Source organism: Psychroflexus curvus (assembly GCF_020164585.1).
GTDB classification, from domain to species: domain Bacteria; phylum Bacteroidota; class Bacteroidia; order Flavobacteriales; family Flavobacteriaceae; genus Psychroflexus; species Psychroflexus curvus.
In genome coordinates, this window is record NZ_JAIQZF010000004.1 from 89,082 (window position 1) to 103,957 (window position 14,876).

Sequence of the window (14,876 nt, forward strand, 5' to 3'; positions counted from 1 at the left end):
GTTGTTTTAATTGAACTATCCTCTACCTGAACTTCTTCCTCCAGAGGATCTGCCTCCTGAAGATCTACTTCCAGATGATCTGCTACTGCCACCACTGCTTCTGACACCAGAACTCCTTGAGCTACTTGAACTTCTTGCATTAGAATTTCTTGAGCTCCTACTAGAATTCCTTACACCAGAACTTCTGGAAGATCCGCTAGAAGATCTTACCCCACTGCTTCTATTAGTTCTAGATGAAGAATTACCATAAGTAGAGTTTGATCTGGACCTGGCATTAACGTTATTTGAATTTCTAATTCCAGCTTTGGAGTAATTGCCAGATGTTCTCACACCCACTCTGTTAGAATTTCTCACTCTGTTAGAGTATCTTGATGAATTGGATCTTGTTCTTCCTTCAAAATTTTTTCTGTTACTAGAAGCTCTAGACACATTTGATCTACTCCTAGAAGAGTTGGCCCGAGTTGCGTTAGATCTACCATTATCTGAGTATCTGCTGGCAACCTGAGATCTTGTATTACCTCTGTAAGCATTTCCGTATCCGGTATATCTGTTAGATCTATTGTAAGCTAAGCCATAATAGCCTCCATAGCCTGTGTAAAACGGGTAACCAAATCCAGCACCGTAAAACCCTGGTCCATAGAAGCCACCGAAACCTCCATAAAAGCCACCAGCGAAAGGACCTCCAAATCCAAATCTAGGACCATAAAAGCCACCGTACCCGAATCCGCCCCAGCCCCATCCAGGACCGTAAAAACCTCCAAAATAAGGATTACCAAAACCAAATCCGCCCCAGCCCCATCCAGGACCAAAGCCAGTATTGATATAGTTGATGCTTACAGAAGTAGGATTGGTTCCCCATCCTGCATTGTTACCATTATATATTGGTTCTTCATAATATTTTTCTTCTTCAGTATAATTTCCATCATCTGAAGAATAGTCGTCTATATTTACAAAGACTTCGTTATTTGCATTCCTAGCTTCAGAAATCATCTGACCCTGGTCTTGAAAAAACTTTTCATAGGTTTCAGATTCTTTATTCACATTTCCACGTGTGTCATCCACATTGGAAATAGATTTTCTAGTCTCCGAAGGGGCACTAGATCTATAAATTCCATCAGGTGTAGAATTTACATTTCTGTAAGACGAACACGAAGTCAAGAAAACCACAGATAACATTGCTAATGATGCTACCGAATTTAGAATTTTGTTTGATTGTATCATAACTTGTGGTTTTTATATTATTACTATTATCAAATTTAGTTAGTTTTGTGCTAACAAAATAATCATTAACATAGGTACAACTTTTGTGCCAAACCAAATATAATGGGAAAGAGCCTTACAAGTAGAAAAGAAGATTATTCCAAGTGGTATAATGAATTGGTAGTTAAAGCAGATCTGGCAGAAAATTCAGCTGTAAGGGGCTGTATGACTATCAAACCCTATGGTTATGCTATATGGGAAAAAATGCAAGCCGAACTAGACAAGAGGTTTAAAGAAACAGGGCATGAGAATGCCTATTTTCCTTTATTTGTTCCGAAATCTCTGTTTGAAGTTGAAGAAAAAAACGCTGAAGGGTTCGCAAAAGAATGCGCTGTAGTAACACATTACAGACTGCAAAACGACCCAGATCGACCTGGGAAATTAAGAGTGGATCCTGAAGCAAAATTAGATGAGGAACTGGTAGTAAGACCTACTTCTGAAGCTGTGATTTGGAATACTTTTAAAGGATGGATACAATCCTACAGAGACCTTCCGCTTAAAATTAACCAATGGGCCAATGTGGTAAGATGGGAAATGAGAACACGACTTTTCTTAAGAACCACCGAATTTTTATGGCAGGAAGGGCATACTGCTCACGCTACCAAAAAAGAAGCTGTTGAAGAAGCTGAGCTCATCAATTCTCTCTATGCAGATTTTGCTGAAAACTTTTTAGCTATTCCAGTAATTGAGGGTTTAAAATCTGAAAGTGAAAAATTTGCTGGTGCAGTAGAAACGTATTGTATTGAGGCCATGATGCAGGACGGCAAAGCTCTACAAGCTGGAACGTCTCATTTTTTGGGCGAAAATTTCGCTAAAGCCTTTGATGTTAAATTCACTTCAGACCAGGGAAAACAGGAATACGTCTGGGCAACAAGCTGGGGAGTTTCAACAAGATTAATGGGCGCACTAGTAATGACACACTCAGATGATAACGGACTGGTGCTACCTCCAAATTTAGCCCCAATTCAAGTTGTCATTGTACCTATATTCAAAAATGAAGAACAACTCAGTCTTGTTTCTGAAAAAGCAAATGCTATTGCAGATGCTTTGAGAGCTAAAGGAATTCGAGTCAAATATGACAACAGAACAACACATAAACCCGGCTGGAAGTTTGCTGAATATGAGCTCAAAGGAATTCCTTTAAGAATTGCCATTGGTCCTAAAGACCTTGAAAAAGGTACAGTAGAACTTGCAAGAAGAGATTCTTTATCCAAAACTTTTGAAAACCAAGACGGGATAGAACATCTTATTGAAAATCTATTAAAAGAAATTCAACTAGAACTATTCACTAAAGCAAAAGTTTTTAGAGATGAGCACATCACTGAAGTTGACACTTTTGAAGAATTCAAAGAAACTCTGGAATCTAAAGGTGGCTTTGTTTCAGCACATTGGGACGGAACTTCAGAAACCGAAGACAAAATTAAAGAACTCACAAAAGCTACAATTCGCTGCATCCCATTTGAAGAAATTAAAGAAAGCGGAAAATGCATGTTTACAGGTAAATATTCAGCTCAACGCGTTTTATTTGCTAAAGCGTATTAATTTTCGAATAAAACATTTGTGCAATTTAAATAATTGGTTATTTTTGCACTCGCAAATTTAATGGTCCGTTCGTCTAGGGGTTAGGACGCCAGGTTTTCATCCTGGTAACAGGGGTTCGATTCCCCTACGGACTACAAGATTTTAAGTTCATTAATCAAATTATTAACACGGTCCGTTCGTCTAGGGGTTAGGACGCCAGGTTTTCATCCTGGTAACAGGGGTTCGATTCCCCTACGGACTACTATTAAAATTTTTATATTTAAAAGTTATGGCTAATCATAAATCAGCATTAAAAAGAATCAGAAGCAACGAAGCAAAGCGCTTAAGAAATCGCTATCAGCACAAGACAACTCGTAATGCTATCAGAAAATTAAAGTCTACTGAAGACAAAGAAGAGGCATTGAAAAGTCTTCCAGAAGTCATTTCAATGGTTGATAAGTTGGCAAAGAAAAATATCATTCATGATAATAAAGCTGCAAACCTAAAGTCTCAATTAACAAAACATGTTGCTGCTTTATAAGCCGTAACTCAGAACTTTTAATGGTCTCCTCAAAGAGACCATTTTTTTTGCGAAAAAAAATTATTAATAATCAGTCTAAATAAATTTAGATGTTTAAATTTGTCAAAAAAACAAATGATGCAAAAAATAATCTACCTTTTACTTATTTCGATTTTTGTAGTTGGATGTAAGTCTGATAACAAAAAAGAAGATTCAAACGAACTTACGGTCTATACTCATAGGCATTATGAATCTGACCAGGAGCTATTCAAACGTTTTGAAGAAGAAAGCGGTATTAAGCTCAACATCGTTAATGCAAGTGCTGACGAGTTAATTCAAAAAATGAGCTTAGAAGGAGAACAGTCTCCTGCAGATGTCCTTATTACTGTGGATGCTGGTCGACTTTACAGAGCCAAATCTCAGAATTTACTTCAGTCTTTTTCATCCAGTCTTATAGATTCTATTGTTCCAAAACATCTTAAAGACGAAGACGGACAATGGGTAGGATTAACTAAAAGAGCTAGAGTTATTGCTTATTCTAAAGAAAGAATTGATTCTACTCAATTATCAACTTATGAAAATCTAACTTCACAGGAATGGGAAGATAAAATTTTGGTAAGAAGTTCTTCAAACATCTACAATCAGTCACTTTTAGCTTTAATTATTGCCAATAAAGGGCAGCAATCTGCTGAAGATTGGGCTAGTGGTGTTGTTGAGAATATGGCACGTGCCCCTAAAGGTAACGACAGAGACCAGGTGAAAGCTGTAGCCAATAACGAAGGGGATCTTGCTATTGTAAATACTTACTATATCGGAAAGCTTTTAAATTCTGAAGATAAAAATGAAGTTGAAGCAGGAAAGAGCGTCGACATCTTTTTTCCGAATCAGGAAACAACAGGGACACATATCAATGTTAGCGGCATAGGCGTTGCAAAATATTCGCCTAACAAAGAAAATGCTGTTCAATTTATTGAATTTTTGCTTCAGGAGAAAGCTCAAAGCATCTTTGCCGGTTCGAATTTTGAATATCCTGTAAACCCCAACGTGGAACCTGCAGACATTCTAAAATCCTGGGGAGATTTTAAAGAAGACAATTTATCCTTGAATAAACTGGGAGAATATAACAAAGAAGCCGTCATTATTTTTGATAAAGTAGGCTGGAAATAGTTCTAAATTGAATCTAAAACATAGATTTTTCAAACTCAAAAGAGACCTCAACCGATGGTCTCTTTTGTTGTTGTTAATTCTGGCAGTAGTTTCTGTTCCGATTCTCACTATAGGTCTTAAATTATTTGATGGGCCTGGAGAAAGCTGGAACCACATATTAGAATATGTCTTATTTGATTATTTAAAAAATTCCTTTCTTTTAGCCCTATTCTGTTCAATTATTGTCATTCTCTTTGGAGTGACGACAGCCTGGCTGGTCTCCAGGTTCGAGTTTCCTTTCAGGAAGCAGCTGGAATGGCTTCTCATCTTACCTCTATCTGTACCTGCTTACATTATGGCTTATGCCTACGCAGGGGTTTTTGGGTATTCCGGACTATTTTCAAAACTAATGGGGGCTTTTGGTATTGGTGATTTCAGAATCGAGGTCATGAATATTTATGGGCTGTCTTTAGTATTAAGCATTTCACTGTTTCCTTATGTTTATGTGAGCAGTAGAACTTTCTTTCTTGCTCAGGCTACCAACTTACTTGAAGCGTCAAGAATGCTTGGAATTAGTGAATTCAAATCTTTTTTCAAACTGATTTTTCCTTTAGCCAGACCTGCTATTATTGCCGGGTTGGTTTTAGTTCTGATGGAAGTTTTAAACGATTACGGTGCGGCAAGCTACTATGGAGTAAGCACCTTTACAACAGGGATTTTCAGGTCCTGGTTTTCACTCGGCGAGCCAGAAACTGCCATCTATCTTTCCGCCATATTATTATTGATCGTGTTTGGGCTTATTCTTTTTGAAAAATGGCAGAGAAGACATCTTAATTTTACTTCAGCTAAAATGTCCAAGCAGAATTATAATTCAAGACTTAAGCCTAAAAAAGCTAACCAACTATGGTTTACTGTCATTTGCTTTATTCCCGTTTTTTTAGGTTTTGTTCTGCCTGTTATTCAACTTATTATCTGGGTAGAGCAAACGTTTTCAAAAGTATGGACTGTTGAATTTATTTCAATCACTCTTGAGAGCTTTGGTATTGCATTTTTAACAGCATCTGTTACTGTTTTGGTTGCTTTGCTCCTTCTCTTTTTTACCAGATGGAATAAAATTGAATTGCTTAAAACCAGCTCTAAGCTTGGTGTTTTGGGATATGCAATTCCCGGAATAATTATAGCAATAGGAGTTTTAATTCCCAGTTTGTACATAGACAAATGGTTAATTGAAAAAAATATAACTTCAAAACTGATTCTAAATGCAACGCTCATTGCTTTGGTATATGCCTATGTTGTAAGATTTTTAGCAGTGGCTTATCAACCTTTGGAATCTTCCAGCCTGAAAATCGACCGAAGTTTATCTGACTCCTCCAAGGTTTTGGGGAAAGGTAACTTCAAAACATTTTTCAAAATTGAATTTCCACTAATAAGAGCTGGACTTCTGAGTGCCTTTATTTTAGTGTTTATCGATATCTTAAAGGAATTGCCTCTTACTTTAATCATGAAACCTTACGATGTCAATACTCTGGCAGTAAAGTCGTTTGAATACGCAAGCGACGAGATGGTAAGCTCTGCAGCTCTCCCATCTCTTCTCATAATATTAACGGCATTAATCCCTGCCATTTTTTTAAATAAGTTACTTTTGAAGAATGCAAGCAACTCTTAACATTTCCAATCTATCCAAATCTTTCGATCAGGGAAAGGTAAAAGCTCTTGATGGGATCACTTTTAATGTGAACCAGGGAGATATTTGTGCAGTTGTAGGTGAAAGCGGCAGTGGCAAAACTACGCTTATCCGCCTTATAGCAGGTCTTGAGGAGTTAGATTCTGGAGAAATACATATCGAAAACCACCTTGTGGCTTCTATCAAAAAAAATGTCGCTCCAGAAAAAAGAGATGTTGGCATGGTGTTTCAGGAATATGCGCTTTTCCCTCATCTTTCTGTATTGGAAAATGTAGTTTATGGCATTAAAAACTCCAGATCCAAAAAAGATACTGCCCTAGAAACCCTCGACCTTGTTGGATTAAAAGGTTTCGAAAAAAGATACCCGCATGAGTTGTCTGGAGGACAACAGCAAAGAGTAGCATTGGCTAGAGCCCTGGCTCCAAAACCTTCAGTGTTAATTCTAGATGAGCCCTTCAGCAATCTGGATGCCATGATGAGATACAGACTGAGAAATGAAGTTTTCAACATCATTAAAAAAACGGGTGTTACCGCTATTTTTGTAACGCATGACACCCAGGATGCCCTTGCTGTAGCCGATGAAATTTTAATACTTCAAAATGGAAAATTGGTTCAAAAAGATGAAGCTTCGGCCTTATATAAAAAACCTCAATCCATTTATGTGGCTTCTTTATTCGGAAACACAGTTCAACTTAATAAAGGTTTGCAAACTGCATTCAAATGCCCTCTAAAAGAGGATTGTTGTCATGCTATCAGAAATGAAAGCCTTACTGTAAATCAAGATTGTGATTATGTTTCTGAAGCTGAAATATTAAAAAGGACTTTTTTAGGCACCCACTCTCAATTGCTTTTAAAATTGGATAATGGGGAGCATCTCACCGTAGTTACCAACGAACCCGTATTGGGCGAAACAATTAAAATCGGTTTTAATTCGAAAGATGTTTTAGCTTTCGATGAATAATTACTGTCCCCTTAAAAAGATGATAGTACTTACAGTTTTAAGCAGAATTCTCAAATCCAGAAACACACTTCGCTGCTTGATGTAATACAGGTCGTATTGCAATTTTTCCAACATATCCTCCTCAGAGTTTGCGTACCTTGTATTCACCTGAGCCCATCCGGTAAGCCCGGGTTTAATGATTTGCCTAACCTCATAAAATGGTATTTTATCTGATAAACTTTTAACGAATTCGGGGCGTTCTGGTCTTGGTCCTATAAGACTCATCTCGCCTTTGAGCACATTAAAGAATTGAGGTAGTTCATCAAGTCGTGTATGCCTTAAAAATTTACCGAATTTTGTAATTCGCACATCTCCTTTATAAGCTAACTGAGCACCATGAGGTTCAGCATCCTTAACCATTGTCCTAAATTTGATGATTTTGAATTCCTTGCCAGATTTCCCTAATCTAATTTGTTTATAAAATAGACTTCCTCTATTTCCGATTAGGTTTCCAAGAGCAATAAAGGGCAAAAAGAATAAAACACAGGCCAATCCTAAAATACTCAAAACAATATCCACAGTTATTTGATATAATAAGTAAAGCCTGTTTTGATTACTTCTACTGAAAGGAAAATAAAAATAAAATTCATTGTTTATATACTGCAAAGGCACCTTACTTGTAATATCCTCATAAACATGCGCATAAGCTTTGATGGGAAAACCTATCTTTAAAAGAGGCACTAAAGCCTGATATACCTCAGAACTTAGACCTTCCATTGAATTGGTCACCACTATTTCTCCAATGTTATAATCTTTAACAACTGCTTGAATTTCACTTAATTTGTAAGCCTCAAAGCTTTTTGATTCTCGCCCTTTTGAACTTATATAGCCTTTGATCTCGTAATTTGGATCATTCTTGAGCAATTCGTTAGCGATAATGTCTATATCAACGTCATCACCAACGATTAATACTCTTTTAAAGAAACGAGGAGAGGTAATCAACCCTATGTAAAGAAACCTCCAGATTAATAGAGACAGGAGCAGGATGGTAAAAAAATAAAGAATTTGAAACCTATTTTCAGGAAGAGTTGGTGTGAATTTAGGAGTTAGCAAAAAAAACAAGGTCACCAGAAGTGAGGTTAATACCACATTTTTCACCGTGGCTTTTCTAGACTCTGCTTTTTGTAAGTCATAGATTTCGAAAACAGCCCCGAATACAAGAACATAGAACCCTAATACTATAAGCCAAACCCATGTGTTGGAATTAAAAGGAAAATAAGTAAAGTCAAGAATCTGGGTTGTTAAATAAAGAGCTAACCACACAAAAGCTACATCAAATATTCTCAGTAATACTTTCCTTTCAGAAATTTCAAAATGGCTGACTTTATTAAATTTCATGACTTAGGATATCATGACCAATTTATAAAAATATACAAAGTAAATCCTTAAAAAAAATTGTTTTATACTATTTTTTTCTAAACCCTCCTTTTTAAAGTAAATTTGAAAAAAAATAAGATTGAAAAATATACTTTTAGCTCTATCCTCGGGTCTTTTACTGGCCTTAAGCTGGCCGACAAATGGCTTCAGCCTCTTGAGTTTCATTGGATTTGTACCTCTTCTTTTTGCTGAATTTAATCTTAGGAAAAGTGAATTAAAAAGAAATAATTTGAAACTATTCGGTCTTGCCTATCTCAGCTTTCTTGTTTGGAACCTTATAACCACCTACTGGCTTTACTTCTCGACGCCTTTTGGTGGGGTTTTTGCCATTCTTGCTAATTCTTTACTTATGAGTTTGGTTTTTCTTATTTACCATATCATTGCCAAGCGTGTTGCGTTTACAGCCGCCTCTTCCTTTTTTATTGCCCTATGGCTAAGTTTTGAAAAATTACATCTGAGCTGGGAATTCTCGTGGCCATGGCTCAATCTCGGAAATGTATTTGCCGAAGATGTTTATCTGATTCAATGGTATGAGTATACAGGAACTTTCGGTGGAAGCCTTTGGGTTTTAATCAGCAATTTCATTCTTTTTAAGGGGATATTGCTTTATATACAACACAAGGATTCCAAAATTCTAATGCGAACTGGACTTAGATTTTTTCTAATTTTAGGTATACCTATTGTCGTTAGCCTTTTGATTAAGCCAGAAATGAATTCAGAAAACACGATTGAAACGCTAAGTCTGCAACCCAATATCGATCCTTACACAGAGAAATACAACACAAATGATGAAGGTATTTCCAGAAGTTTAATCGATTTGGCAGAACCCTTACTTACAAATCAACCTCAACTGCTTATCGCTCCGGAAACTGTTTTTGCTGAGGGCATTGACATCAAAAATTACAGATATTCACACGCCAAACTATTTACTGAACAACTGTTGAGTAAAAATAAGCAACTTAATATTTTGTTTGGGATCTCGATGTATCAAATAATTCGTGATGAAAGTCAAATTTCTCCACAAAGCAATGTTTTTAGAAAAGGAGTCTGGTTCAATGATTACAATAGTGCGGTTTTTAAAAGAAAAAATGCAGAACATGAATTTTACCATAAATCCAAATTGGTAGTAGGTGTAGAAAATTTTCCTTATCAGTCTGCTTTAAAGCCACTCATGGGTGACATCATGATAGATCTTGGCGGAACGGTAGCCAAGAAAACAACTCAGGAAGAGCGCAGTGTATTTGAATTGAATAATGGCTATAGCGTTGCTCCTATCATCTGTTATGAATCCGTTTACGGTGAGTTTGTAACTGGCTATGTGTCGAATGGTGCTAATGCACTAGCCATCATCACCAACGATGCCTGGTGGGGAGAAACTCAAGGTCACAAACAACACTGGAGCTATGCCAGATTGCGAGCTATCGAAACAAGACGCGCAATAGCGAGGAGTGCCAACACTGGAATATCGGGCTTCATAGATAAGGATGGGACGGTTCTAGAAAAATCAAATTATAACGAAAAAGTTGCTTTAAGTTATGATCTGCCACTTTATGAAGAGGAAACGTTTTATGTAAAATTTGGAGATTTTATACCTAGAATTTCCAACTTCTTAGCCTTATTCATTTTATTATTTGCAGTCACCAGAAGAAGAAAATAAACGGTTACCCCGAGGCAAGGTTATCGGGGTTATTATCATTTTTTTTACTACTTACACCATTCCATAAATGTTCATAAATTATTTGTTCTGCTGGCTCTGAAGCCCAGAGGTAACTATGGATAGTAAAAGATAAACAAAGATGATAATAGGAATGGCTACAAATTGAAGCCAGATTATGGTGATAATCGAAAACACGACAATAAAATACCTAAACCAGTTTTCTTTCACATTCAAATTTTTAAATTTCAACGCAAACAACTTTATTTCTGCGTTGAGCAATAAAACACTTAGGATTGAAACAAAAATCAGGACGTAAGTGTTTTCAATCCAGGGCGTAGTAAAAGATTCGGGGTGGTATTCTAAAATAAGGCCAAGGCTCAAAATCAAAAGCGCGTTGGCTGGTGTCGGCAAACCAATAAAGCTATCGGTTTGACGTTCATCAATATTAAATTTCGCCAGTCTATAGGCAGACCCCAAAGTGATAATGAGTCCAATAAAAACCATCCAATTCGTGTCTGGGGAAAGAAAAACTAAAGCTGAGGAAGAATTTAATGATCTAGACAATAACTGACACATGACTATACCTGGAACCAAACCACTGGTGACCATATCTGCAAGGGAGTCGAGTTGTAAACCCATCTCGCTTTTTACATCCAAAGCTCTGGCTGCCAAACCATCAAAAAAATCGAAGAAAATTCCTATGGCTACAAATAAAGTAGCCGTGCTTAAATCGCCTTGAACAGCAAAAACACTTGCTATACTACCTGCCAGTAAATTAAGTAAGGTTATAAAATTTGGAATTTGTCTTTTTATCAATCTCATAAAGTGGAATCTTAGATGCAATAAGAAAAAGCAAAATAAGTTTTAATATTATTAATTGTGGCATATTTGCCCAAAATAATTAGTGAATTGAAGAGGTTTAGCTTCATATTGATTTTTATATCTACGTTATCGACTTTTTCGCAAACTGCAAAATATTCCAATGAATTTTTAAGTATTGGCGTAGATGCCGCTGCTTTTGGGATGGCCAATGCGGTGACGGCAACCACTAGAGACGTCAATTCAGGTTACTGGAACCCGGCCGGCCTAGTTCATTTGGAAGACAACCAAATCTCGGCGATGCACGCCAATTATTTTGCAAATATTGCCACCTACAATTATGTGGCAGGGGCAATGCCTATTGACAATAAAAGTGCCGTTGGGTTTAGCGTGATACGATTTGGCGTGGATGATATCTTAAACACTACTCAACTTATAGATGAGCAAGGAAATATCAACTATAACCGCATTAGTTTATTCTCTACTGCTGATTATGCCTTTACCTTGTCTTATGCAAGAAGTTTACTCTTAGATGGGTTTTCTTATGGTGTCAACGCCAAAGTGATAAGAAGAGTGATTGGAGATTTTGCCAATGCCTGGGGTTTCGGATTTGATGCAGGTATTCAGTTTCAAAAAAACTCCTGGTATTTTGGAGCTATGGCCAGAGACATTACTACGACTTATAACACCTGGACTTTTGATGATGCTGAATTGGCGACCATACAAAATGCCGTTGATGGCCAAAATCAGGTAGCTCCTGAAGCTTCTGAAATGACCTTACCAAAACTTCAAATTGGTGTGGCTAAAACCACAACCATCAGAAGGGATTTTGACCTTACCACCTCTTTGAATCTAGATATGAGATTTGCACAAACCAATGATATTATTTCCTCGGGTGCAATGAGTATGACTCCTGCCTTTGGTTTTGAGGTGGGTTACATCGATTTGGTTTACCTACGCGGAGGGGTGGGCAATTTTCAAAATATCGAGCAACTCGGCGGTGATGGAACTGAAGTAGGTTTCCAGCCTAACTTTGGTGTAGGTTTTAAATACAAAGGCATACAAATTGATTATGCGCTAACCGATATTGGCGACCAAAGCCTTGCCCTCTACTCCAATGTGTTCTCTCTGAAGCTGGACTGGTCTGTTTTTAGATGATCTAAAACCTCAGCATTGACTTCGCTTTTTTTTGATTTTAATCCTAACTTTGACCCATGCTAAAAACCCTATTTTTTTTGCTTTTCTCAGCTGGTCTTTGTTTTGGCCAACAAACGGAGAAAGTTGACTTTTTGGAAATGAATGCTGCAGTTGAAATTGATACCGTCAATTTTGAAGTAAATGGAACTGTTCAAATTAAATTTAAGGTGCTTCAAAACACCGACTCTGTTTATCTGGATGCCGTAAACATGAAGATAAAAGCCTCAGAAGGGAGTCCTTTTAAGATTGTTAAGAAGAATGATAAAATCTGGATCACCAGTAACTTCAAAAAAGATACGGACTACACTGCTGAGTTTTCTTATAAAGCCGAACCCCAGCAGGCCCTTTATTTTGTGGGGTTCAATTCTGATTTGAAAGACTACCCTTCACAAGTCTGGACGCAGGGCCAGGGAAAGTACACCTCGCACTGGCTGCCAAGTCTGGATGATATGAATGACAAGCTTATTTTCAATCTTACTTATCTGGCTCCAAAAAATTATGAAGTTATCGCCAATGGAGCCCTTACCAAAACGAGAAACCGATTGAATCATAAATCCTGGTCTTATGAAATGGAGCAACCCATGAGCAGCTACCTCGTGGCTTTTGCCATGGGAGACTTCAGGCGAACGACAGCTAAAAGTGAAAATGGCACTCCACTTCAGTTATATCTTGAAACCAGACATACAGATAAGGTGAGTTCCACCTACGAGCAGCGTAACGAAATTTTTAATTTTCTGGAAAATAAAATCAATATCAACTACCCCTGGCAGAATTTTAAACAGGTGCCGGTGAGGGATTTTTTGTATGCGGGAATGGAAAATACCACGCTCAACATTTTTTCTGAAGAATTTGTAGTCGATGAAACTGGTGCCAACGACAGGAGTTTTGTGAACGTGCAGGCGCATGAGCTGGCGCACCAGTGGTTTGGAAATCTGGTGACCAAAACGTCTTCCAAACACCACTGGCTGCATGAAGGCTTTGCTACCTTTTATGCCCTGGAGGCGGAACGGGAAATTTATGGTGAGGATTATTATTACTTTAAAATCTACAAAACGGCTGAAGAACTCAAGGCTTTAAGCGATACGGGCAAGGGTCAGGTTTTGGTGAATACCGGCGGCTCCTCACTCACCTACTACCAGAAAGGAGCCTGGGCACTCATTATTTTGAGAGATATAGTGGGAGATAATGTATTTGACAAAGCCGTTGAAAACTACCTAAACCATAATGCTTTTAAAAATGTAAGGACTGAAGATTTCATGAGCGAAGTGGAATTAGCCTACGGGCAACCCCTTAGCAATTTTAAAGAGAGATGGCTTTACCAAAAGGCATTTCAATCCCGGGAAACCCTGGAGTTTTTAAAGAAAAATGAATTTGTTAAAGACTATATGAAACTGGCGGCGTTTCGTGAAACTCGATTGACGCTCAAAGAAGACATAGTCGATGAAGCTTTGGATTTTCCTGTGAATGAATACCTGGGTCAGGAAGCGGTTTACCAATTGAATGGAGAGGATTTGAGGCTAGCCCTCCCCCTTTATAAAAAAGCGCTCAACACCAATAATTTGTACGTGAGACAGGCGGTTGCCAATTCACTGACTTCGGTTCCCGTAGAACTTAAAACGGAATATGAAAGCCTTTTGGAAGACGATTCTTACCTTACTATAGAACAAGCCTTACTGCATCTGTGGATGTCTTTTCCTGAAAAAAGATTGGACTACCTGGACCAAACCAAAACTATTGTTGGTTTTCAAGATAAAAACGTAAAATTGCTTTGGTTAACCCTCAACCTCGCGACTCCAGACTATCAGCCTGAACAGAAATCTAAGGTGTTTAAAGAGCTAAGTAACTATACAAGACCAGGTTTTCCTTATCAGATTAGACAACACGCCTTTGGGTATCTGTATCAAATCGATACGTTTTCAGAATCTAATTACAAAGATTTGATGCAAGGCGCTTTCCATCCTGTTTGGCAATTCAAAAAATTCTGCAGAGAACTATTGGATACACTCATGACGTCTGAACGTCATAAAAAGGCAATTCTGAATTTAATCGATGAGTTTTCGATAAAAGAGAAAACCTTTTTCAACAACCGCTATTAAAACAGTTTTTTGATTTCGTTTTTCAGAAAAGCAATTCCCGTATCACTAGGGGTAGATTTCTCAATTAAATCGGTTAATATAACTTCTCTCAATTTTTGTGCATCGGTGATTTTATCGCTTATGGTGGTATTGCGAATTAAGGAAATCGTTGAGTTTTTGGAAGCTTTTACAGCATCCCAGCACCTCTGACTTACATAAACCTGCTGCACAAGATTATGTTCAAACTCCTGTTCTATAGAAGCAATAAGCAGATTCTGATAGTCGTATTTATCCTCCCCAACAGGTTTAACACGAGCTAAAAGTTGCCCTGGAGAAATTCTCTCCAGCAGAAGAATTAATCGTTCAAAAGCCTGGAGTCTCAAGGGCAGAACCTCACTCCTGTTTTCTTTTCTCAACTCTAAATATTGCATCTCCTTTTGATGTTCGACGTAGGTGTTAAAAAAGTAATAGCCAATACCGCCAGCGATAAGTGCAGGAAGTAAGTAGGCCAGGTAGTTTAAAATTTCTGTCATTGAAGTCATTCCAAGTTTTAATTCAAATATAATTATATTAGTCAACTAAAAGATTTTCTGAATTAATTTTACTGCTGATCGAATAAA

At 37.5% G+C, this 14,876-nt stretch carries 12 protein-coding genes and 2 tRNA genes; 10 read left to right on the forward strand and 4 right to left on the reverse strand.

All coding sequences use genetic code 11. The features are described 5' to 3' along the window. Positions 1-15 precede the first annotated feature (15 nt). On the reverse strand, positions 16-1,221 hold the full coding sequence (locus tag LB450_RS06910; protein WP_224487165.1) for a hypothetical protein: 1,206 nt from the start codon (positions 1,219-1,221) through the stop codon (positions 16-18). 102 nt (positions 1,222-1,323) lie between these two features. Between LB450_RS06910 and proS the strand changes: the two genes are divergently transcribed. The 7 genes from proS to LB450_RS06945 all read left to right on the forward strand — a co-directional run bounded on the left by proS (position 1,324) and on the right by LB450_RS06945 (position 7,092). After that, positions 1,324-2,802 carry a proline--tRNA ligase gene (gene proS, locus LB450_RS06915; RefSeq protein ID WP_224487166.1) on the forward strand — a complete coding sequence of 493 codons (1,479 nt, stop codon included), beginning with the start codon at positions 1,324-1,326 and terminating at the stop codon, positions 2,800-2,802. A 62-nt stretch (positions 2,803-2,864) separates the two neighbouring features. Continuing rightward, positions 2,865-2,936, forward strand: a tRNA-Glu gene (locus LB450_RS06920). Between the two features lie 35 nt (positions 2,937-2,971). Further along, positions 2,972-3,043 (forward strand) — tRNA-Glu (locus tag LB450_RS06925). A gap of 27 nt (positions 3,044-3,070) precedes the next feature. Further along, positions 3,071-3,322 carry a 30S ribosomal protein S20 gene (gene rpsT / locus LB450_RS06930; protein ID WP_224487167.1) on the forward strand — a complete coding sequence of 84 codons (252 nt, stop codon included), beginning with the start codon at positions 3,071-3,073 and terminating at the stop codon, positions 3,320-3,322. A 117-nt stretch (positions 3,323-3,439) separates the two neighbouring features. After that, positions 3,440-4,468 (forward strand): Fe(3+) ABC transporter substrate-binding protein, encoded by a 1,029-nt coding sequence (locus LB450_RS06935; RefSeq protein WP_224487172.1) that lies wholly within the window; start codon positions 3,440-3,442, stop codon positions 4,466-4,468. A 7-nt stretch (positions 4,469-4,475) separates the two neighbouring features. Further along, a complete protein-coding gene (locus tag LB450_RS06940) occupies positions 4,476-6,113 on the forward strand; it encodes an ABC transporter permease (RefSeq protein WP_224487174.1) in 1,638 nt (545 codons plus the stop codon). Then, positions 6,097-7,092, forward strand: coding sequence for an ABC transporter ATP-binding protein (locus tag LB450_RS06945; RefSeq protein ID WP_224487175.1), 996 nt, complete (start codon positions 6,097-6,099; stop codon positions 7,090-7,092). Before LB450_RS06940 ends, LB450_RS06945 begins: the two co-directional genes overlap by 17 nt. Here the strand turns inward: LB450_RS06945 and LB450_RS06950 are convergent, their stop codons facing one another. Beyond that, entirely contained in the window at positions 7,093-8,469 is a 1,377-nt protein-coding gene (locus LB450_RS06950) for a sugar transferase (RefSeq protein ID WP_224487176.1), read from the reverse strand. A gap of 118 nt (positions 8,470-8,587) precedes the next feature. Between LB450_RS06950 and lnt the strand changes: the two genes are divergently transcribed. After that, complete coding sequence (lnt, locus tag LB450_RS06955) at positions 8,588-10,165, forward strand: apolipoprotein N-acyltransferase (RefSeq protein WP_224487177.1); 1,578 nt, start codon at positions 8,588-8,590, stop codon at positions 10,163-10,165. A 78-nt stretch (positions 10,166-10,243) separates the two neighbouring features. Here lnt and LB450_RS06960 read toward each other — a convergent pair whose 3' ends face one another. After that, positions 10,244-10,981, reverse strand: coding sequence for a CDP-alcohol phosphatidyltransferase family protein (locus tag LB450_RS06960; RefSeq protein ID WP_224487467.1), 738 nt, complete (start codon positions 10,979-10,981; stop codon positions 10,244-10,246). A 93-nt stretch (positions 10,982-11,074) separates the two neighbouring features. On the opposite strand from LB450_RS06960, the gene LB450_RS06965 reads away from it, so the two are divergent. Next, complete coding sequence (locus LB450_RS06965) at positions 11,075-12,142, forward strand: putative type IX sorting system protein PorV2 (RefSeq protein WP_262902706.1); 1,068 nt, start codon at positions 11,075-11,077, stop codon at positions 12,140-12,142. Positions 12,143-12,198: 56 nt separating this feature from the next. Further along, a complete protein-coding gene (locus tag LB450_RS06970; protein ID WP_224487178.1) occupies positions 12,199-14,277 on the forward strand; it encodes a M1 family metallopeptidase in 2,079 nt (692 codons plus the stop codon). Here LB450_RS06970 and LB450_RS06975 read toward each other — a convergent pair. After that, complete coding sequence (locus LB450_RS06975; RefSeq protein WP_224487179.1) at positions 14,274-14,798, reverse strand: DUF7935 family protein; 525 nt, start codon at positions 14,796-14,798, stop codon at positions 14,274-14,276. The genes LB450_RS06970 and LB450_RS06975 overlap by 4 nt on opposite strands. Between the last annotated feature and the right edge of the window lie 78 nt (positions 14,799-14,876).